The following is a 21,217-nucleotide window of genomic DNA, read 5'->3' as shown; positions in this document are numbered from 1 at the left end:
TGCGCTCACGCCAGCGCTTCAGCCACCGCGCGGAACACCTGCTGCATCTGCAGCGGCTTGCGCAGCACATGCACCTGGATGCCCTGCGGCACGTCGTCGGCAGGCATCTCCACCTGCGCGTCCTCCAGCACCAGCGCGGGCCCCTGGTAGCCCAACGCCGCCATTTCGCCCAGCAACTGGCTGGCCGGCAACAGTCGCGACCCCGCATCGGCAATCACCAGCGCCGGCATCGCCTCCTGCTGCATCCAGCGCAACGCCGCCGGACCGTCCGAGGCCAACTGCAACTGGTAGCCCTGGCTGGACAACGCATTGCCCAGCAGCGACAGCCGCGTGGCTTCGCCATCCACCACCAGGATGGACTGGCCACTGCCCAGCGCCACCAACTGTTCCACCGGCTCGCTGCGTTCGGCACGGTCGTGCATCGGCAGGTGCAGTTCGAAACAACTGCCCTGCCCCGGCTGGCTGCTGACCTGGATGCTGCCGCCAGCGCCTTCCACGATGCGCTTGCACGACATCAAGCCCAGACCGGTGCCTTCGGCCTTGGTGGTGAAGAAGGGATTGAACAGGTGCGACAGCGTATCGGCGTCCATGCCGATGCCTTCGTCGGTCACGGCAATGCGCATCCAGTCCACGCCGTCGCGCGGGCCATCATGGCGCGCGGTCAGGCTGAGGCGGCCGCCGTCGGGCATGGCCTGGATCGCGTTCAGCGCCAGATTGAGCAGCACCTGCTGCAGCTCGGTGGAATTGGCATCCACCGCCAGCCCGTCGTCCTGCACCTGCACGTCCAGCATCACCGCGTCGGGCACGCTGCTGCGCAACAGCAGCGCCACCGCCTGGAACAGGTCGTCGATGCGGATGTGCTCGCTCGGCTTGCGCGAACCGCGCACGAACGACAGCATCGATTCGGCCATCTCGTGGCCACGGCGCCCGCACTCGGCAATCACATCAGCCAGGTGATGCAGCTGCGGGTCCTGCGTGCGTGCCTTCAACAGGTCCGGCATGATCAACAGCGGCTGCAGGATGTTGCGCAGGTCATGGCTCAGGCCGGCCGCCAGCAGCGACAGGCTTTCCAGACGCTGCGCGCGCATCAGTTCGGTTTCCACGCGCATCCGTTCCACCGCACTGCGCGCTTCGCGCACCGCGCGCGCCACCGCCGACGGCAGGCGCGCCGGCTGGTGCTTGATGATGTAATCGTTGGCGCCCTTCTGCAGCGCCTCCACCGCATTGTCTTCGCCCATCGTGCCGGACACGAAGATGAAGGGAACATCCGGCGCGCGCTCGCGCACGATGCGCAGCGCTTCATCGCCGGAAAAGCCGGGCATGCTCAGGTCCGACAGCACGATGTCGGGCAGGAATCCGGCCAGCGCCTGGCGCAGCTCGCCCGCGCTTTCCACGCGTTCGAAACGGGCCTCCAGGCCCGCGTCCAGAATCTGCTCGGACATCAGCTCGGCATCTTCCGGCGAATCTTCCACCAGCAGGATGCGCAGGGGGCCGAGCGCGTGCGCGGTCAGGACCATGGCGTTACTCGCGCTCCGGCGCCTGGTTGATCAGCGCCCAGAACTTGCCCAGGGTCTGCACGGCACCGAAGAACTGGTCCACGTCCACCGGCTTCACCACGTAGGCATTCACGCCCATGTCCCAGCTGCGCGCCAGATCGCTTTCCTCGCGCGAGGAGGACAGGATGACCACCGGCAGGCGCTTGAGCTCTTCGTGTTCGCGGATCTGCCGCAGCACTTCCAGGCCGTCCATGCGCGGCATCTTGATATCCAGCAGCAGCACCGCCGGCAAGCCTTCCTCGCGGTCGGCGAAGGCGCCACGGCGCAGCAGGTAATCCATCACTTCCACCCCGTCTTCCACGTGCACGATGGGGTTGGCCAGGCGCGCTTCCTGCAGCGCATCGATGGCCATTTCAGCATCGGCCGGGCTGTCTTCGGCCAGCAGGATGGTACGCAGTGTGGTCATGCGGAAGGCCCTTGGTTGACCGCGTCCAGCGCGGGAGGCAGGTAGAAGTGGAAGGTGGCGCCGGCATCGGGCTCGGCTTCGGCCCAGATGCGGCCACCATGACGGGTCAGCACCCGGCGCACGCTGGCCAGGCCGATACCGGTGCCCGGGTAGTCGCTGGCCTTGTGCAGGCGCTGGAATACGCCGAACAGCTTGGCCGCGTAGGCCATGTCGAAGCCTGCACCATTGTCGCTGACTGTGAACTGATGACCGCCATCGGGCTGCGCCTGGTAGTCCACGCGGATCTTCGCCGGTTCACGGTTGCCCGAGTACTTCACCGCGTTGCCCAGCAGGTTCAGCCACACCTGGCGCATCATGTTTTCATCGGCCACCACGATCGGCAGCGGCGCGATGGACCATTCCACGCTGTGGGCGGGCGCTCCCGCTTCGGCATCGGTCTTCAGGTTGGCGTCGAGCATGGCGCGGGTATCGGCCACCAGCGACTGCATGTCCACGGCCTGCTGGCGCATGGCCGCGCGGCCCAGCCGCGAATAGACCAGCAGATCGTCGATCAGCGCGGCCATGCGCCGTGCCGAACTGGAAATGACGTCCAGGTAATGGCGGCTCTTCTCGTCCGCATCCTCGCCCAGATGCCGCGTCAGCTTGTCCGAGAAACCGGCCACGTGGCGCAGGGGTGCACGCAGGTCGTGCGATACCGAATAGCTGAAGGCTTCCAGTTCGCGGTTGACCTCGGACACCTGCGCAACCTTGCCTTCCAGCTGCCGGTTCAGCTCTTCCACGCGCCACTGCACGGCACGCTGCACGGTCACATCGCTGATGGTCAGCAGCACGACTTCATCATCGCTGTCAGGCAGCGGCATGCGCCGCGCGTTCAGCAGCATGTAGCGCACCATGCCATCGGCAGTGCGCTGCTCGTGCTCGAAATCCCACAGCTCGCGTCCGCGCAGCAGCACGTCGGCCAGGCGCTGGCGCACCACGGGATCCTTCCATGCCCCATCGCCTACATCACCCAGCAGCGTGCCGTCGGCGCGCTCATCCTGCAGGTCATACAACTCGGAAAAGGCCGGGTTGTGCAGCTGCACGCGCAGTTCGCGATCCAGCAGCACGATCGGTTCACGCACGGTCTGCAGCACCGACGCCGCACGCCCGGCCGCGCGCAGCGACTGCCGCTCGGCCTGCAGGCGGCGCCCGATCTGCCGTTGCAGCAGCCACAGCACCAGGCCCAGCAGGCCCAGCTGCACGGCCAGCGCACTCCAGGAAACGAATTCGGTCTGCCGGCGCTGGCGGTTGGCCTGCTCGGCACGCTGGGCCAGCAGCTTCTGCTCGCTGGCCTGCAGTTCCTCCACCAGGCCACGGATCGGGTAGCGGGTGCTCATGTCCTGCACCAGCTCGCGCTGGTCGGTATTGGGTTCGGCACGGGCCAGTTCGCGGGCCAGCGCCATGCGCCCGTCCAGCATCGATTCGATGCGGCCGATGCGGATCAGCTGTTCGGGGTTGTCGCGGGTCAAGCGGCCCAGTTCGGCCAGGCGGCCGGGGATATCCTGCGCCTTGGCCATGCGCTCGCGCAGGCCCGGCGCATCCACGCCCTTGGACAGGGTCAGCGCGGCCGATTCCACGTCGCGCACATCGGCCTGCAGCTGCTGCAGGGCCACGCCCACGGCCTGGGTATGGGTCACCCAGGCCATCGCCGCCTCGTTGTCCTGCTGCAGTTTGCGCAGGGTCAGCCACGGCACCACGATGATCGCGGCCGCCGCCAGGGCCAGCGCCGGCAGTCGCCAGCGGTCCCAGACATCATCACTGAACACCAGCGCCATAGCCCCTCGTCAGCACCGCAGCGGAACCGGCAATATAGCGCAGACGGTCACAGGGTTCGGCGCACCCGGCAAAAAACGGGGGCGCCCCCTGGACGCCCCCGTCGTGTTGCAGGGTCTGGCGCTGGAATCAGCGCTTGGCTGCGGCATTCACCTTCAGCGCCGCCGCATCCACGCGGGTCACGCCCTTGATGCCCTTGGCGGTGGTCACCGCCTTGTCATGCTCGGCCTGGGTGGCCACGGTGCCGCTCAGGCTGACCACGCCGTTCACCGTTTCCACTTTCACTTCGGTGCCCGGCACATTCCTGCTGGCCAGCAGATCGGCCTTCACCTTGGTGGTGATCCAGCTGTCGGTCACCGGCTCATTGGAATCGTGGCGATCAGCATGGGTCATCGCCGAATGGTCGGCCTTCGGCGGATTCTTCGCGGTCGGGTCCTTGGCGAAGGCAGCGGAGGAGGACAGGGCCAGGCCCAGGGTGAGGGCCGAAGCAATCATCGTGCGGGTCAGGGTGCTCATCGTGCGGTGCTCCTTCTGTGTGTGGCGCCAGTGTGCGCAGGGCAATGTGTGGCAGGCGTGGCGCCACGGTCATGCCGCCGTGAATCAGCGCATTTCCACGGCAAACCGTTCAGTTTTGCGCAGCGCGCGTGCTCGTTTACCCTGCCCTTCCCGCCCCCAACGGAGTCGTGCCATGCGCCCGGACCTGCAACTGGCCCTGATCGGCTACGGCCTGGCCGGCCGTGTATTCCATGCACCGCTGATCCAGCACACGCCGGGCGTGGCCCTGCACAGCATCGTCAGTTCGCAGCGCGACACGTTGCTGCGCAGCTTCAGCGATGTGCACATCCGCGATACGCCGCAGCAGGTGTTCGATGACCCCGCCGTGGATGCGGTGGTGATTGCTACGCCCAATGCGCAGCATGCGCCGCTGGCGATCGCGGCGCTGGCGGCGGGCAAGCACGTGCTGGTGGACAAACCGTTCGCGCTGGACATGGCCGAGGCCAACGCCGTGGCGGCTGCGGCGCACGATGCCGGGCGCATCGTCAGCGTGTTCCAGAACCGGCGCTTCGATGCCGATTTCCTCACCCTGCAGGCGTTGCTGGCGCAGGGCACGCTGGGCGACGTGGCCGAATGCCATGCGCACTTCGACCGCTACCGGCCGCAGGTGCGCGATCGCTGGCGCGAGCAGGACGGGCCCGGCAGCGGCCTGTGGTACGACCTGGGGCCGCACCTGCTGGACCAGATGCTGGTGCTGTTCGGCTGGCCGCAGGCGATCGATGCCGACCTGGCCGTGCAACGCAGCGGTGGCAGCGGCGTGGATTATTTCCACGCGGTGCTGCACTACCCGCGCCATCGCGCCATCGTGCATGCCGGTTCGCTGGTCGCCGCGCCGACGCCGCGTTTTGCCGTGCACGGTGAACAGGCCAGCTGGGTGAAATACGGGTTGGATGTGCAGGAAGCGCAGTTGCGCCGTGGCGTGGCGCCGGGCGCGCCGGGCTGGGGCATCGACCCGCGGCATGGCGAACTGCTGCGCTGCGAGGCCGACGACAGCGTGCAGCGCAGCACCGTGGACAACCTGCCCGGCGACTATCGGCACCTGTATGCGCAGTTCGCCGCCGCGCTGCACGGCGATGGCGAACCGACGGTCAGCCTGGCGCAGGCGCTGCAGGTGATGCAGTTGCTGCAGGCGGGCATGGACAGCGCCCAGCAAGGGCGGCGGATCGAACTGGGGTGACCGGCAGGGCTGCGCCCTGCACCCCTGTAGAGTCGAGCCATGCTCGACTGAAGCAACGTCAAAAGCGGGCATTCCGTGGGATGGCGGGAGGCGATCTGACCGTAGATCCACGCCATGCGTGGATGACGTGGAAGCAATCGGAACACGCCTTTGTAGAGTCGAGCCATGCTCGACTGGCTTTTGCACCATGGGGTCAGAGCCCTTTCCTGCGGAAAGGGATCCGACCCCGACGCCTGCACGCCATGCGTGGATGACGTGGAAGCAATCGGAACACGCTTTTGTAGAGTCGAGCCATGCTCGACTGGCTTTTGCACCATGGGGTCAGAGCCCTTTCCTGCGGAAAGGGATCCGACCCCGATGGCTTACGACTTCTTGATGGCGTGGCCGCCGAATTCGTTGCGCATGGCCGACAGCAGGCGGTCGGTGAACGAGTTGGATTCGCGCGAGCGCAGGCGTTCCAGCAAGGACAGGGTGATCACCGGCGCCGGCACGTCCAATGCGATCGCTTCGGCAACGGTCCAGCGGCCTTCGCCGGAATCTTCCACGTATGGGGCAATGCCATCCAGCGACGGATTGCGCTTCAGCGCCTCGGTGCTCAGGTCCAGCAGCCACGAACGCACCACGCTGCCGTGGCGCCACACTTCGGCCACCTGGGCCAGGTCCAGCTGCAGCTCGTCCTTGCGCTCCATCAGCGCGAAGCCTTCGGCATAGGCCTGCATCATTCCGTATTCGATGCCGTTGTGGACCATCTTGGTGAAGTGGCCGGCACCGGACGGACCGACACGGCCCCAGCCACGGTCTTCGGCCGGCGCCAGCGTGCGCAGCAGCGGCGCGATCTGCTCGACCACCGCCTCGTCGCCGCCCACCATCAGGCTGTAGCCTTCCTGCAGGCCCCAGACCCCGCCGCTGGTGCCGCAGTCCACGTAGCCCAGGTCATCTTCAGCCAGCGCCTTGGCGCGGCGCATCGAGTCCTGGTAGTTCGAATTGCCACCGTCGATCACGATGTCCCCTTCGGCCAGGTGCGGGGTCAGCAGGCCCAGCGTCTGGTCCACGGTTTCACCGGCCGGCACCATCAGCCATACCACGCGCGGCACCGGCAGCGCGGCCACCGCAGCGGCCAGCGAATCGACCACCTGCAGGCCGGCCTCGGCCGCACGCTGGCGCGCGCTTTCGCCGGGGTCGTAGCCGACCACGCGGTGGCCCCCGCGGTGCAAGCGCTGGGCCATGTTGGCGCCCATGCGGCCGAGGCCGATCATTGCAATATCCATTGTTTCACCTTCAGTTGTTGTCGGAAGTCAGGCTGCCTGGCCGGCCGGTCGTCGCGCAGGCACGCAGTTGCGCCTGGCGCCAACGCCGGTAGAGCGTGGTATGTAGATTGTGCAACGCCAGGTCGATGGAAAACGCGGTGCGCGGGTTCCGATCGAGCAGGCGCACGATGTGGTAGCCGATGGGACGTATACCGCGTGGGTGCACATAGATCACGAACTGCTGGTAGAACGGATCGTCCAGCAACTGGTCCATGCGTTCCACGGTGGCGCGGTAGCGCGGTGCCAGCTGCGCGCGCAGCGTGGCATCGCGGTCGTACAGCAGCCGCTCGAAGTAGCGCCGGCCCACCCGCGGAATGCCCTGCGCCAACCGCCACAGCTGTGCATTGCGCTGGTCGTAGCAGGCAAACCCGCCGTGCGCGGCCAGCGCCTGCGCAGCGTCGGCGCCCACATCCACCACCACGAAGTTCTCGGCCTGGTTGTTCAGATCGTCCAGCAGCGCCTTGTCGCCCACGTGTTCAATGAAGCCGGGCAGACCCACGAAGGCCTGCCGCCCCCGTGCCGACGCGCGCACCGCTTTGCCGTCGGCCACGAAGTCGCCGGCGTGTGCCCCCAACAGGATGCTGTCGGTGCCATGCAGGCCCAGGAAGGTGCCGATGGACAGTTCGTCCGGGCTGAACTCGGCATCGAAGGCCGCATCGCCATACAGCGCGCGCTGGCTGGCCAGCTGTGCCACCTGCCGGCCCACCCCGCATTCGGCGCGCACCCGGCCGCTCTGGAAGGCCTGCAGGGCCGCGCTGTTGCTGCCCTGCGGAACATAGCCTCGGCCGAAGCTGCGGGTGCGCTGCCAGCCCTGGGCCGGGGCGCCGCCTGCGCCAAAGCCGATCCAGCCCAGTTGCAGGCCGGAGAAGCGAAAGCCGGGATTGTCCTGCAGCGCCTGGGTGGCACTGCGGGTGGCCGCACCCAGCAGGAAGCTGTACGCACACACCGTGGCGGGGTCGTCCAGCAGCTGCTGCAGCAGCGCCTGCCGCGCGGCCTCGGGCAGATCCGCGGGCCAGCGCACACGCAGGTCGCCGGCGGCCTGCGCATCGGCCAGCGAGGCGCGCTGGCACACCGGCCCGCCGTGAATGTCCGGCGCTGCCAGCGCGGTGGTTTCGAAGCGCCAGCCCAACCGTTGCAGCAGGCCCTGCGTGCAGTCCACGGAAGGGGCTGCATGGCTGCCCAGCGGCCCGCCCAGCAGCAGGCCCAGTACCAGCGCCCGCCCGTGCACCGTCAGCCCTGGGCCGCCGCCGGCGCCGGCACATCGGCCGGGATAGGTTCGGGCGGCGCAGGCTGGGCAGCTGGCACCGGGGCGGGCACAGGCGCCGGCTCCGGCGCGCTGGCCGCCGGCGGCGTCGGTTTCGCCGCAGCCATCGGCAGGTACTGCTGCAGGCGCTGGAAGAAGCGCCGGTAGAAATCGGCATCGGTGATCGTGCTGCTGGCCACTTTCACCAGCGAATCGTCATTGCTGCCGAACGGCAGCGACACCGAGCCCAGCGCGCCCACGCCCACGCTGGCCGAGGTCGGGCTCTTCTTCAGCGCGTAGCGGTCCTGCACGGCGCTGACAAACACCAGCGCCTGGTCGGCGCCGCGCGGGGCACAGGAAATACGCAGCACCAACTGTTCATGGTCGTCTTCGCGCGGCTGGAAGTTCTTGTTGCCTTCCACCTGGCCATCATCGGCCCGGGCAATCGCGTAGCCCTGACTGAGCAGGGTGCGGCGGGCGGCTTCGCAGGCTTCGGCCGGGCGGCCATCGACGGTGCGCGAGAAGGTATCGCCCGAATCGAAGGATTCGCGCAGCAGGGCATTGTCGGCGGCGCGACCGCCACAGCCCGCCAGGGCCAGCGTGCCAGCCACGGCCAGCAGGGGAAAACGAAAGCGCGAGGCCCGCATGGGTGCTCCTGCGAGAACAGAAGTCCCAAGGGTAGACCCGGGGCCGTGTGGAGCGGGTCGAGGGCGGGCGGCCCGTTGCTGCCGGTTCATGCGTCGATCGGCAGGCCGCTGCGCTCGCCGGGCATGGCCCGGCGCTACCGTCAGGGCGCCGACGCGCGACCGCCAAACGCAAACGGGGCCGGCAATGCCGACCCCGTCGCGTATCACGCAGCTGTGCGATCAGTCAGCCCAGCGGCCCACGCCGGTGGACTGCGGCAGCACCTGCGCCGACAGCGGGCGGTCGGTTTCCAGCAGGTTCACCGCATCGGCCAGGATCGCCGCCGATTCCCGCAGCAGCGGGTCCGGACGCTTCTCGGCAGCCTTTTCGCGGGCGGCATCCTTCACGATGTCGCGCTCGTTGCCGGTCAGGCCGTCATCGCTGCTGTCATCGGCCAGCGGATCCAGGGCCAGGCCCAGTTCCTTGCGGATCACCTGGCGCTCCTTGCGCTGGGTGTCCTGGCGTTCGCGCTCGGCACGGCGGGTGGCCTCGTTCAGCGACACATACTTCTTCTCTGCCTCGGCGCGGAACTGCTGCACGTCCTCGTTCCACCACTGGAATTCCTTGTCAGTGGCAATACGGGTGTCGTGGCGGGTTTCCAGCTTCGGCAGCAGCGGTGCGAAGTTGCCGTACTGGGTATGCGGCACGGCGGCGATGCGGGTCCACGGCAACGCATTGTCGTAGGTGCTTTCACCGAACTCGGTGGCATCCACGCTGGCCGGGAAGGCCAGGTCGGGCACCACGCCCTTGTGCTGGGTGCTGCTGCCGCTGATGCGGAAGAACTGGGCAATGGTCAGCTTCACCTGGCCGAAGCGCTGGGTTTCGCCGCTCGGCCAACGGTCCAGGTCGACGATGTTCTGCACCGTGCCCTTGCCGAAGGTGGTCTCACCGATCACCAGGCCACGACCGTAATCCTGGATGGCGCCGGCGAAGATTTCCGAGGCCGAGGCCGAACCGCGGTTGATCAGCACGGCCAGCGGACCGTCCCAGGCCACGCCCTGGTTGCGATCGTTGTTCACCGTGACCCGGCCGCCGGATTCGCGCACCTGCACCACCGGGCCCTGTTCGATGAACAGACCGGTCAGTTCAATGGCTTCGTCCAGCGAACCGCCACCGTTGTTGCGCAGGTCCAGCACCACACCGTCCAGCTTGTCGTTCTTGAAACCGGCCAGCAGCTTGGCCACATCGCGGGTCGCCGAGGCGTAATCGGTGGCGTTGCGGCGGCGGCCTTCAAAGTCCTGGTAGAACGTCGGCAGCTTGATCACGCCGACCTTGCGCTCGGGCTCGCCGTCCTTGCCCGGAATGGTCATCGTCTCGCCCTTGGCGGCCTGTTCGGCCAGGCGCACCTTCTGCCGGGTCAGCACCAGGGTGTGGTGCTTGCCGTCAGCGCCTTCTTCGGCGGGAATGAATTCCAGCTTGACCTGGGTGTCCTTGGCGCCACGGATCTTGGCCACCACATCGTCGATGCGCCAGCCGATCACATCTTCGATGGTGCCCGACTTGCCCTGGCCCACGCCCACGATGCGGTCGCCCGGCTTCAGCGTGCCGTCCACGGCCGCGGGGCCGCCGGCGATGATCTCGCGGATCACCACCACGTCGTCCTGGCGCTGCAGCTGGGCACCAATGCCTTCCAGCGACAGCGACATGGCCTGGTTGAAGTTCTCGGCCGTGCGCGGGGTGAAGTAATCGGTGTGCGGATCGACCGCGCTGGTGTAGGCGTTCATGAAGAACTGGAAGACGTCTTCGCCCTTCAGCTCGTTCACCGACTTTTCCATCGTGGCGTAACGCTTGTCCAGCGTCTTGCGGATGTCGTCGGACTTCTTGCCGGCCAGCTTCAGTCGCAGCCAGTCATTCTTGACCGACTTGCGCCACAGCTCGTCCAGTTCGGCGTTGCTGGCGGCCCACGGCACGTCCTTGCGGTCGTACTCGAACCGCTCGTCGGTGGTGAAATCCGGTTCCTGCTTCAGCAGCTTGCGCGCATAGGCCACGCGCTCGCCCACGCGCTGCTTGTACACGGCGAACACCTGGAAGGCCGGCTCCATCTCGCCGCCACGGATGGCGTTGGCGATGTTGGCCTCGAACGGCGCGAACCGGGTCACGTCGGCCTGGGTGAAGTACTGCTTGCCGCCATCGAGGGTGTCCAGGTAGCGCTTGAACACGTCCTTGGCGGTGGCTTCGTCCAGCGCGCGCGGCCGGTAGGCGTAGCGGCTGTCGGACAGCAGGCCGTAGACCAGCTTGGAGGTGGTCACCTGGTCGGCGGTCGCCGCGGCCGGCAAGGCCGGCGAATCGGTCTTGGCCGCCAGCGCCAGCGGCGCTACCAGCGCCAGGGCCATCAGGAATGCGGGGGCTTTGAATTTCATGAACGTGCTCAAGGGCGGCTTGCCAAGGGGGAGACTGCGCGGTGCTCAGACACCACGACAGTGCCGAAAGTTGCCGGATTTGTCATCCGCCCACGATCGGTGGAAATCCAGCCTAGCCGGGCCGGTGTAGCAAATTGTGAATGGCTGGGAAGCGCCCCCCGGAACGCCGACCGTCAGATTGCCGATGGCGTCGGGTGGAGAGCCCCCTGAGTCAGGGGGCGGCCGCGAAGCGGTGGGGGTGTGGGTGGTGGTAAGCCGGGGCCCACGATGTGCGCAGCGCATCGTGGTAAGCGGTAGCGCGCATCGCGCAACCGCTTACCGGACGCCGGCGCCCTTGGCCTGCACGTCGGCGTGGTACGACGAGCGCACCATCGGGCCGGAGGCCACGTGGCTGAAGCCCAGTTCGTAGCCGTAGTCTTCCAGCGCCTTGTAGTCTTCCGGCGTCCAGTACTTCAGCACCGGGTGGTGGTGCGCGGTCGGCTGCAGGTACTGGCCGATGGTGATCATGTCCACGTCGTGGGCGCGCAGGTCACGCATGGTGGCCTTGATCTGCTCGAATTCCTCGCCCAGGCCCAGCATGATGCCGCTCTTGGTCGGCACCGACGGGTGCTGCGCCTTGAAGTTCTTCAGCAGGTTCAGCGACCACTGGTAATCGGCACCGGGGCGCACGTTGCGGTACAGGTCCGGCACGGTTTCGATGTTGTGGTTGAACACGTCCGGCGGGTTCTGCGCCAGGATCTCCAGCGCGCGCTCCATGCGGCCCTTGCCACGGAAGTCCGGGGTCAGCACTTCGATGCGGGTGCCCGGCGACTTCTCGCGGATGGCGGTGATGCAGTCGACGAAGTGCTGGGCACCGCCGTCGCGCAGGTCATCGCGATCAACGCTGGTGACCACCACGTACTTCAGGCCCATGTCGGCCACGGTCTGGCCCAGGCTGGCCGGTTCGTTGGCATCGGGCGGCTTGGGGCGGCCGTGGGCCACGTCGCAGAACGAGCAGCGACGGGTGCAGACTTCGCCCAGGATCATGAAGGTGGCGGTGCCGTGGCCGAAGCATTCATGGATGTTCGGGCAACTGGCTTCTTCGCACACCGTCACCAGACGGTTCTCGCGCAGCTTGGCCTTCAGGTTCTGCACGGCGTTGCCCGAGGGAATGCGCACGCGGATCCACGACGGCTTGCGCAGCACCGGGGCGTCGGCGAACTGCACCGGCGAGCGGTTGATCTTGTCCCCGCCCATCTGCTTCACGCCCACCTGCAACGGTGCGGCGGTCGGCAGGTCGGCCTGCACGATCTGCAGGGGAATGGTGCGGGCGGTGGTCTCAGTCATGGCAGTTCCGGGGGGCGGTCAGGCGGCCGCAGAAAGATCGGGCAGTTCGGGCGTGGGCTGCAGCAGCAGGCCAAACTGGCGGGCCAGGTTGTCCAGCAGCACCGGCTTGACGGCGTCCATCCCGGACGGACCGCCCAAGTCTACCACCGAGGTCACCTGCAGCCCCTGGTAGCCACAGGGATTGATGCGGTGGAAGGGTTCCAGGTCCATCGACACATTGAAGGCCAGGCCGTGGAACGTGCAGCCGCGGCGCACGCGGATGCCCAGCGCGGCGATCTTGGCCGCCCCCACGTACACGCCGGGGGCGCCTTCACGGCGCTCGGCGCCGATGTTCCAATCGGCCAGGGTGTCGATGATGGCCTGTTCAATGCGGCACACGTAGTCGCGCACGCCGATGCCCAGCCGCGGCAGGCGCAGCAGCGGGTAGACCACGATCTGGCCGGGGCCGTGGTAGGTCACCTGGCCGCCACGGTCCACGTGCAGCACCGGAATATCGCCCGGGGCCAGCACGTGCTCGTCCTTGCCGGCCTGGCCCAGGGTGAACACCGGATCGTGTTCGACCACCCACAGTTCGTCGGCGTCGTCGTCGGTACGCTGGTCGGTGAAGCGCTGCATGGCCCGCCAGACCGGTTCATAGGGCTGGCGGCCCAGGTCGCGGACCACCGCCGGACGGGCCGGGCGGTGTTCGGGGGCGGCGTCGGCCGGGCAGCTGGCGGCTACACCGTCCACTTCACTTCCGGGTGGCCACGCAGCGCCTCATGGGCCACGTCGTACTGTTCACGGGTCTCGGCCTGGAACACCAGGCGGACCGAAACATACTTGCCGTTGGTCGAATGCTTCCAGCTGATGCGCTCGTTCACCACGGTGATGCCCGCGGCCTGCAACAGGCGCGGGAGCTCGTGCTCGAGGCCGCGGTTGGCGGCGCCCATGGCACTGAGCTCGAACTGACCGGGGAACTGGAAGCCGTGGTCGGGGTTGTCGGACTTGATTTCCATGGGCCCATTATCGGGCCGGAAGGCAACAAACCCAAGAGTATTCATCAAAGTCGAAAGCGGCACCGGCGAGCCGCTGCGTTGCGGCAGGCGCATGCACTGGACAGGGCCAGCCTGCCGGGCCGACCCCGGCAGGCGACGCGTGCCGGCACGAAGCCGGCACGCGAGCGGCCTACTTGGCCGTTTCCGTCAGGGTGGAATTGATCCACCCCTTGTTGCCCAGTTCATCTTCCACTTCCCACATGGTGCCGTCCTTCACGCCGGTGGGGTACAGCAGCATGCCCGGTTGCAGCGCGCGCACCGGCGTCCCGGTGCCCTTGGCGTTGGCCAGCAGGCGGCCCGCCTTGAGCAGGGTCACGGCCTGCCCGGCATTGGCGGCCGCGGCGTTGGCCGGCAGGCCACCCAGCTCGGTGACCATGTGGGTGTAGGCCTGCAGGTACGCCAGGGTGATCACCTGGCCGATTTCGGTGTTGGCGTAGCCGCCCACGCCCATCGCGCCGATCCCTCCGCCGCCGAACAGGCCGCCACCTGCACCCCAGCCGAGGTCGGTCTTTCTGGAATTGCCTTCAACGACCGCGACCTGCTCGGAAGAGCGCACATCGGTCAGGGTCAGGGTCACATTGGCGGTCTTCCTGCGGAAGTTCAGGCCGCTGACGACCGAGCCGCCCTTGCCGCCGATCAGGCCGCCCACCAGGCCACCGATGGCAGTGCCACCCGCGTTGCTGTTCTGCGAGATCAGGTCGGGCACCAGAACATAGTCGGCGGCACGGATCTGGCCCTTGCCCATGTTGGAGCGACCGCGCAGCTGGCCCTGGCTGGCCAGCGCGCGCTCGGCCTGGGCCGCGGCCATGCCGACGCCACGGTCGACCAGTGTGAAGCACTTGGATTTGCTGATGAACACTTTGATCAGCTTCGAAGGCGCCGGCAGCTGCTGGCCAGTCCACCAGTTCACCGCGTCTTCCGATTCGATCACCGAGATGGAACCCAGCGGCTTGGTGCAGACCGGAATCTCGGCTTGGCCCTTCCTGCTCTGCTGCTGGGCGGAGGAGGTACGACCTTTGGCGAAGCTGTCGCGCAGGCCGGCCGACGCCGGGGCACTGACCGCCACCAGCGCAGTGCCCAGCAGCACACACGCCAACGCAGGGGGGAGCGAATGCAATTTCTTCATTTGCGTCATCCAGCACTTCGCCGACGGCGAAGCACAATCCATGGGTTGAGAAAGGGTCCAGGACCCGCATCCGTGGCGACGCCCCCCTCAGGCGTCGACGCACGAGATATGGCATGCCCCCGTGGCAGGCCACAACCGCAGCTGACCGCCAACGCCGATGACGACACGCGTGCGATCCCCCTCCCGCAGCGTCGCAGTCCGGGCCGCGCCCCGGCCCCGTATGACTCCGTCAGTAGGACAACGTTGTTTTCGGAACAGACATGTGAGCGTCATGTGGTCGTTTCCGTCGCTGCCTGGATGTACCGTGTCGCGGCATAAAACGACAAAAGAACCCGCACCCGATGAGCTCCCCTTCCCAACACCGCCTCGCAGCCCTCGGGCTGTCGGGTCTGCTCGCTGCCACCCTCCCCCTTGCCGCCCAGGCCGCCGAACAGTGCGGCCCGGATGCCATGCGCGACCACCCGCCGCAGGTGAACTTCCGCGTCGACAACGATCTGTTCGGCGGCAAGGACCAGGACCAGGGCTACACCAACGGCGCCCAGCTCACCCTGGTGTCACCCAACCTGGTGGACTACACCGACGACCCCTGCCTGCCGAAGCTGGCGCGCTGGGTGAACCGCCACCTGGAGCGCCTGCACCCGGGTGAGTTCGAGCAGCAGAACATGATCTTCAGCCTGGCCCAGGGCATCTTCACCCCCACCGATTTCACCCGGAAGGACCTGATCGAGGACGACCGCCCCTATGCCGGCGTGCTGATTGCCAGCTTCGGCTACAACGCCCGCCGCGGCGACCGCCTGCAGACCACCCAGCTGGCGCTGGGCGTGGTGGGGCCGTGGGCGCAGGGCAAGCAGGTGCAGAACGCGGTGCACGATGTGCTGGGCGATGAAAAATTCCAGGGCTGGGACAACCAGCTGCACAACGAGCCGGTGTTCATGCTGACCCACGAGCGCATGCGCCGCTGGCCGGGCGATGCCACGGAAAACGCGGCCGGCTGGGGCTGGGATGCGATCACCCATTACGGCGGCGCCATCGGCAACCTGGCCACCCACGCCAATGCCGGCGCCGAAGTGCGCTTCGGCTGGAAGCTGCCGGATGACTTCGGCAGCACCCCGCTGCGCCCGGCCGGCGAAAACACCGCCCCGACCCGCGGCGGCCGCCCGGCCGGCTGGTCGTGGCACCTGTTCGCCACCACCGACGCGTCGTGGGTGATCCGCGATATCACCCTGGACGGCAACACCTTCCGCAACAGCCACAGCGTGGACAAGCGCAACTTCGTGGCGCTGGGCGGCTACGGCCTGGCGGTGATGAAGGGGCGCTGGAAGTTCGCCCTGGCCCGTTACCACAGCACCCGCGAATTCGACGGCCAGCGCGAAGCGCCGGTGTTCGGCAGCTTCACCATCAGCCGCTCGCTGTAGGCGAGCGGCTGATGGTGAAGCGGGTAGCTGCCGACCGTTGGTCGGCACACTCGCTGTAACCGGGGTTGTAGAGTCGAGCCATGCTCGACTGCATTCACCATCAGTCGAGCATGGCTCGACTCTACAGAACGAAAAAGGCCGGCTTTCGCCGGCCTTTTCATTCACCACGCCAAGGCGTGGATCATTCCGATTCCCACCACATCCAGAAGCTGTCCCACAGGCGCTTGAAGAAGCCGGCCTGTTCAACGGCGGCCACGGCCACCAGCGGGGCTTCCGCCACCACCTTGCCGTCCAGGGTGACCTTCACGGTGCCGATCTGCTGGCCAGCGGTGAACGGTGCTTCCAGGGTCTTGGGCACGTCGATGCTCGGCTTCAGGTCGTTGTAGCGGCCGCGCGGCACGCTCACCAGCATCGGCTGGGCCACGCCCAGCTGCACCTTGTCGGTGGTGCCCTTCCAGACCTTGTGCTCGGCCACGGCCTTGCCCGGCTCGTACAGGCGGTGGGTTTCGAAGAAGCGGAAGCCCCAGTTCAGCAGGGCCAGGCTGTCATCGGCACGCTGCTTTTCCGAAGCACCGCCCAGCACCACCGCGATCAGGCGCTGGTCGCCGCGCTGCGCCGAGCTCATCAGGCAGTAGCCGGCTTCGGAAGTGTGGCCGGTCTTGATGCCGTCCACGCTGCCATCGCGCCACAGCAGCAGGTTGCGGTTGGGCTGCTTGATGTTGCCGACCTGGAATTCCTTCACCTTGTTGTAGGCGTAGGTTTCCGGGTAGTCACGCACCATCGCCCGGCCCAGCAGGGCCAGGTCGTAGGCGGTGCTGTGATGGCCTTCGGCACTCAGGCCGTGGGCGTTCACGAAGTGCGAGTTCTTCATGCCGATCTTGGCGGCGTAGCTGTTCATCAGCGAAGCAAAGGCTTCCTCGCTGCCGGCCACGTGTTCGGCCAGGGCGATGGCGGCGTCGTTGCCCGACTGGATCGCCATGCCCTTTTCCATGTCTTCCAGACGCGCGGTCTGGTTCACCGGGAAGCCGCTGTAGCTGCCGTCGGTGCCCGCGCCGCCTTCGCGCCAGGCGCGCTCGCTCATCATCACCTGGTCATCCGCACGGACCTTGCCATTCTTGACCTCGGCGGCGATGACATAGGAGGTCATGACCTTGGTGATGCTGGCCGGGGCCAGCTCTTCGTGCACGTTCTCGCCGGCCAGCACCTGGCCGGTGGCGTAATCCATCAGGACCCACGCCTTGGAAACGGTCGGCACCGGGGCCGGTGGCGTGGCCACGGTGACCGGCGCAGCGGCGGCGGCAGGTGCCGGCGCGGCCGGGGTCGGCAGAGGGGTCTGGGCGGAGGCCAGACCCACCACCAGGGTGGCGGCCAGGGCGGTGGCGGCGGAACGGAAATTCATGGGACAGCAGGCTCCAGGGACGGCCAGGATGGAGGGTGGTACGAAGCGGCCATTGTAAGGCCGACGGGGCGGAGGCCGGCAGCACCGGCCTTGGGCGAATCAGTCTTTGACGATCTGCGGCGAGCCCAGGCCCAGACCCGCAATGCGGCCGACAAGTTCCGCGGCGCTGGCATGGTCGCTGGCGGGAACGCGCAGGCGGAACAAGGTGCGGCCACCGGCGGCAATGTCGCTGATGGTGGCGCCGACAATGCCGGCCGCGTTCAACTGGCCCATGGCGCGGGTTGCGTTGTCGCGGCTGGAGAAGCTGGCCACCTGCACCATCACTGCGCCCACCACCTGCTGGGACAGCGTGGGCGCCGGGGTCGGCGCGCTGCGAACCGGTGCGGCAGCGGCGCGCGGGGCGGCGGCGGCCACGGCCACCGGCGCACGCGGCGCCGGCGCGCTGGGCGGCAAGGCACTGACCGCTACATCCGGCAGGGTGCTGCTGGCCGCCTGGGTGGTGGCAGGTTGGCCACGCGCGGGCGTGGCATCGCTGGGCAGGCGTTGCACCAGGCGGTCGATGTCGCTGGGCGCGGCCGCACGCGGCGTGGCACTCGGGCGTGCCGACGCCACCGCACTGGCAGCCGCGGCTTCGGCCGCCCGGCGCTCGCGGCGCGACGGCTTCTGCGCCAGCAGGTTGCCTTCGCCCGGCTGCAGCGCGCGCACTTCCACATTGCCGGTGCCGCGCTGGGTGATGCCCAGGCGCACGGCGGCGGCATAGCTCAGGTCCACCACGCGGCCATCGTGGAACGGGCCGCGATCGTTGACGCGCACGATCACCGATTCGCCGTTGTCCAGGTTGGTCACGCGGGCGAAGCTGGGCAGCGGCAGCGTCTTGTGCGCGGCGGTGAACTGGTACATGTCATAGACCTCGCGGTTGGAGGTCAGGCGGCCATGGAACTTGGCGCCGTAGTACGACGCGGTACCGCGCTCGACATAGTCATGGGTGTCGTCCAGCACTTTGTACGACTTGCCCAGCACCACGTAGGGCGATTTGTTGCCGATGGTCGAGCGCTCGACCGCGGTCACTTCCGGCTCGGGAATGCAGGCCACGTTCGGCACGTAGCTGGGCGTGCTGTCTTTCACCCCGGGCTTGTACAGGCCACCGGCGGTGTAGTTGCCGCGCGTGCTCAGATCTTCGGTGGCCGCCGCATAGGGCGAACCGTCCGGGCAGTGCGCCGGGCGACTGCCCTTGCCCTGCACCACCGTGCCCGGCACCTTGCCACCGTGGCCGGCGCTGGGCTTGTTCGGCGCACTGCTGCACGCCGCCAGTGCGAGTACTGCCAGTGCGGGAACCAGCCATCTGATGTTCATGCCGGGGGCAGCTCCTGTCCGGCAATGGCCTGCGACAACTGGTGCACGGCCATCGCGTACATCTTCGAAAGGTTGTAGCGGGTAATGGCGTAGTAGTTCTGGAAGCCCAGCCAGTACTGCTTGCCGGTGCTGCCTTCCAGCGTGATCGGCGTGGCGGTGGCGCCCGCCGGGACCGGCGCGCTGGGCTGGTAACCGCGCTGGGCCAGGTCAGCCAGCGACCAGGTCGGCATCCACTCGGTGGGATTGAACTCCTCGCGACCCGGCGCCAGCGTGGCCGGTACGACCACCGGGCCACCGCGCACCCAGCCGCCCTTCTTCACGAAGTAGTTGGCGATGGACGAAAACACATCGTCGTAGCTGGTGAACAGATCACGGCGGCCATCGCCGTTGCCGTCCACGGCGTAATCCAGATAGCTGGACGGCATGAACTGGCCCATGCCCATCGCCCCGGCGTAGCTGCCCTTGAGCGTGGTGATGTCCAGCTTTTCCTCGCGGCCCAGCTCGAACAGCTTGGCCAGTTCATCGCGGAAGAACAGTTCGCGGCGCACTTCGCGTTCCAGCTTGGCCGGATCGCCGCTGCGCGGGTAATAGAACGCCAGGGTGTACAGCGCATCCAGCACGCGATGGTTGCCGGCGTTCTTGCCGTAGCTGGTTTCCACGCCAATGATCGCCACGATCACTTCGGCCGGCACGCCGGTGCGCTGCTGCACGCGGTCCAGCTCGGCACGGTGCTCGGCCAGGAACGCGCGGCCGCCATCAATGCGCGCCTTGCTGATGAACATCGGCCGGTACTCGTTCCACGGCTTCACCCGTTCGGCCGGGCGGGCCATGGCGGCAATGATGGGCTGGCGCACCTGCGCCTGGTCCAGCACGGCGCTGATCTGCTGCGGTGCCAGGCCGTAACGCTTGGCGGTATCGGCAATGAAATTGGCGCGCGCGGTTTCGAACGGCACCGGGGTCAGGTCCACCGGCGGTGCGGTACTGGCGGCAGCTTCCGGCGCGGCCTCGGCCGGGCCCTGCGGCTTGCTCGCCGGGTGGCGCGGTGAACTGCTGGCCTGCGGAGACGACGGTGGGGACGTCGGCTGGGTCGCGCAGGCGACCAGGCCGAGGGTGAGCATGCAGGCCAGAGTGCGTCGAATCATCACCGCAGGTTAGCAGGTCATGGATGAATTAAAACCCCTAACACCATGAATCACAACGATTTGCCTGCAGGCAGACGCTTTTGTGAAAACGGTGTGAGTGACCTACCGCATTCAGAAACAGAGGTGGCCGGTTGCGTCCCCATCCCCGCAGACGCAACCGGCGACCGGATCCGGTCGGTACCTGCGCGGCTGCCGCTCCCCAGTGGCAGTGCTCCGCGCTCCCTGTACCCGTTGGATCAGTACTGCTTTCCCGCCCGGCGCCCCTCGCGCTGCATCGATGATGGCGCGCCGTGCCGAACGGGCCGCCATTGTGCAGGCCGATTGCGACAAGTCTATTGATCGAGATCAACATCGCGTCAAAGTGTGATTGGTCGCGCACTTTTATTGGAACTTCGTCAGCGAGCGGGTGTTCATCCGGGGTTACGCAAACGCTTACAGAAACGCATATGCGCAGATTCAGGCGGCGAACGCCGGGGAATGACGGCGGTTTCGAGCGGCGCATCGTGTCGCTATCGCCACTTTGGGTGCATCGTGCGCCGCCCTTCTGACGAATTCGACTTTCAAACTTTCCTCATTGGTGCGGCGGGCGCGGCGTGCGAAACATGCGGGGCCACCGACAACGGGTGGCACGGGCTTGCAATCCCGTAGGACCAACGCGTTGTTTACGCTTGCCAGTCGGTGTCGTCTTTTCCGTGTGGGCGACGCCGGCTGGCAATCCGTCCGTGCGTCTTTGGCGGGCGGTGCGTGGGGGCTTCATGCCCGCCGGTTCTTCGCCGTTGGTCCCCGGTATTGCAACCACGCATCGCCTGCCACCCTCGCCCTGCGGGTGGTGGGTCTACCCGCCGCGCGAGGATCCTGCCATGACGCTATCGCCGTACCCGTACCTGTTCGCCACCCTCGGCGATGCCGCCCATCAACTTCCGGCCGACATCGCCCGCGCCCTGGAAACCACACTGACCGCCCACCAGGCGGCCAATAGCGAAGACGGCATCACCCTGCTGGGCGCCCTGCGGCGCATCCGCCAGGTGGATGCCGCCGACGGGCAGGCCTGGCAAGGGCGGCAGCACACGCCGGGGCAGCGCATGGCGCTGGCGCGCATCGACCGCGCCAACAGCGGCCTGACCTTCCTGCTGGAACTGCTGCATGCCGCCGAACGCGTGCGGGTGGACGGCAACGAGGCCCAGCAACTGGGAGACGACGCCCGCGAGGGCTTGCTGCTGGCCTGCCGGGGGTTGTCCGAATACGTGGATGTGCAGTTGCGCGTGGCGTGAGCGAAACGCGTATTGGCTATTGGCTGTTGGCTATTGGCTATTGGCTGTTGG

The 21,217-nt window shown here is 67.4% G+C and carries 18 protein-coding genes; 3 read left to right on the top strand and 15 right to left on the bottom strand.

The window, feature by feature from the left end:
- Positions 1–5: 5 nt before the first annotated feature.
- The 4 genes from AC06FA_RS01570 to AC06FA_RS01555 form a co-directional block, all read right to left on the bottom strand.
- The gene (locus tag AC06FA_RS01570) at positions 6–1,517 is read right to left on the bottom strand and encodes a two-component system sensor histidine kinase NtrB (RefSeq protein WP_478066820.1); all 1,512 of its coding nucleotides are present in this window, start codon (positions 1,515–1,517) and stop codon (positions 6–8) included.
- A 4-nt stretch (positions 1,518–1,521) separates the two neighbouring features.
- Complete coding sequence (locus AC06FA_RS01565) at positions 1,522–1,962, bottom strand: response regulator (RefSeq protein WP_108750515.1); 441 nt, start codon at positions 1,960–1,962, stop codon at positions 1,522–1,524.
- Positions 1,959–3,776: a sensor histidine kinase gene (locus tag AC06FA_RS01560; RefSeq protein ID WP_478066818.1), complete on the bottom strand. Its 1,818-nt coding sequence runs from the start codon at positions 3,774–3,776 to the stop codon at positions 1,959–1,961. The genes AC06FA_RS01565 and AC06FA_RS01560 overlap by 4 nt, the downstream gene beginning before the upstream one ends.
- Positions 3,777–3,903: 127 nt before the next feature.
- Positions 3,904–4,290, bottom strand: a complete 387-nt coding sequence (locus tag AC06FA_RS01555; protein ID WP_478066817.1) for a BON domain-containing protein — start codon at positions 4,288–4,290, stop codon at positions 3,904–3,906.
- Between the two features lie 172 nt (positions 4,291–4,462).
- On the opposite strand from AC06FA_RS01555, the gene AC06FA_RS01550 reads away from it, so the two are divergent.
- Positions 4,463–5,506, top strand: a complete 1,044-nt coding sequence (locus AC06FA_RS01550) for an oxidoreductase (RefSeq protein ID WP_478066816.1) — start codon at positions 4,463–4,465, stop codon at positions 5,504–5,506.
- A 362-nt stretch (positions 5,507–5,868) separates the two neighbouring features.
- On the opposite strand, the gene gnd is transcribed toward AC06FA_RS01550, so the two are convergent.
- The 8 genes from gnd to AC06FA_RS01510 all read right to left on the bottom strand — a co-directional run bounded on the left by gnd (position 5,869) and on the right by AC06FA_RS01510 (position 14,586).
- Complete coding sequence (gnd, locus tag AC06FA_RS01545; protein ID WP_478066815.1) at positions 5,869–6,774, bottom strand: phosphogluconate dehydrogenase (NAD(+)-dependent, decarboxylating); 906 nt, start codon at positions 6,772–6,774, stop codon at positions 5,869–5,871.
- 10 nt (positions 6,775–6,784) lie between these two features.
- Entirely contained in the window at positions 6,785–8,041 is a 1,257-nt protein-coding gene (locus AC06FA_RS01540; protein ID WP_478066813.1) for a hypothetical protein, read from the bottom strand.
- Positions 8,042–8,043: 2 nt separating this feature from the next.
- Positions 8,044–8,703, bottom strand: a complete 660-nt coding sequence (locus tag AC06FA_RS01535; RefSeq protein ID WP_478066812.1) for a DUF2242 domain-containing protein — start codon at positions 8,701–8,703, stop codon at positions 8,044–8,046.
- A 219-nt stretch (positions 8,704–8,922) separates the two neighbouring features.
- Entirely contained in the window at positions 8,923–11,100 is a 2,178-nt protein-coding gene (locus AC06FA_RS01530) for a carboxy terminal-processing peptidase (RefSeq protein WP_478066811.1), read from the bottom strand.
- 315 nt (positions 11,101–11,415) lie between these two features.
- Positions 11,416–12,426, bottom strand: a complete 1,011-nt coding sequence (lipA, locus tag AC06FA_RS01525; RefSeq protein WP_108762914.1) for a lipoyl synthase — start codon at positions 12,424–12,426, stop codon at positions 11,416–11,418.
- Positions 12,427–12,444: 18 nt separating this feature from the next.
- On the bottom strand, positions 12,445–13,155 hold the full coding sequence (gene lipB, locus AC06FA_RS01520; protein WP_478066810.1) for a lipoyl(octanoyl) transferase LipB: 711 nt from the start codon (positions 13,153–13,155) through the stop codon (positions 12,445–12,447).
- On the bottom strand, positions 13,143–13,421 hold the full coding sequence (locus AC06FA_RS01515) for a DUF493 family protein (RefSeq protein ID WP_478066809.1): 279 nt from the start codon (positions 13,419–13,421) through the stop codon (positions 13,143–13,145). Before AC06FA_RS01515 ends, lipB begins: the two co-directional genes overlap by 13 nt.
- A gap of 169 nt (positions 13,422–13,590) precedes the next feature.
- Positions 13,591–14,586 (bottom strand): CsgG/HfaB family protein, encoded by a 996-nt coding sequence (locus AC06FA_RS01510; protein ID WP_478066808.1) that lies wholly within the window; start codon positions 14,584–14,586, stop codon positions 13,591–13,593.
- A gap of 341 nt (positions 14,587–14,927) precedes the next feature.
- On the opposite strand from AC06FA_RS01510, the gene AC06FA_RS01505 reads away from it, so the two are divergent.
- Positions 14,928–16,001 carry a lipid A deacylase LpxR family protein gene (locus AC06FA_RS01505; protein ID WP_478066807.1) on the top strand — a complete coding sequence of 358 codons (1,074 nt, stop codon included), beginning with the start codon at positions 14,928–14,930 and terminating at the stop codon, positions 15,999–16,001.
- A 181-nt stretch (positions 16,002–16,182) separates the two neighbouring features.
- Here AC06FA_RS01505 and AC06FA_RS01500 read toward each other — a convergent pair whose 3' ends face one another.
- The 3 genes from AC06FA_RS01500 to mltB form a co-directional block, all read right to left on the bottom strand.
- The gene (locus AC06FA_RS01500) at positions 16,183–17,400 is read right to left on the bottom strand and encodes a D-alanyl-D-alanine carboxypeptidase family protein (protein WP_478066806.1); all 1,218 of its coding nucleotides are present in this window, start codon (positions 17,398–17,400) and stop codon (positions 16,183–16,185) included.
- Between the two features lie 99 nt (positions 17,401–17,499).
- The gene (locus AC06FA_RS01495; protein ID WP_478066805.1) at positions 17,500–18,753 is read right to left on the bottom strand and encodes a septal ring lytic transglycosylase RlpA family protein; all 1,254 of its coding nucleotides are present in this window, start codon (positions 18,751–18,753) and stop codon (positions 17,500–17,502) included.
- Positions 18,750–19,895: a lytic murein transglycosylase B gene (mltB, locus tag AC06FA_RS01490; RefSeq protein ID WP_108754179.1), complete on the bottom strand. Its 1,146-nt coding sequence runs from the start codon at positions 19,893–19,895 to the stop codon at positions 18,750–18,752. The genes AC06FA_RS01495 and mltB overlap by 4 nt, the downstream gene beginning before the upstream one ends.
- Before the next feature lie 860 nt (positions 19,896–20,755).
- Here mltB and AC06FA_RS01485 point away from each other — a divergent pair.
- Positions 20,756–21,166 carry a hypothetical protein gene (locus tag AC06FA_RS01485; protein WP_478066804.1) on the top strand — a complete coding sequence of 137 codons (411 nt, stop codon included), beginning with the start codon at positions 20,756–20,758 and terminating at the stop codon, positions 21,164–21,166.
- Positions 21,167–21,217 lie beyond the last annotated feature (51 nt).

The organism is Stenotrophomonas sp. Steno-C17 (assembly GCF_056393165.1).
The sequence above is the reverse complement of the archived record's forward strand: the minus strand, read 5'-3'. Positions and strand labels throughout refer to the sequence as shown.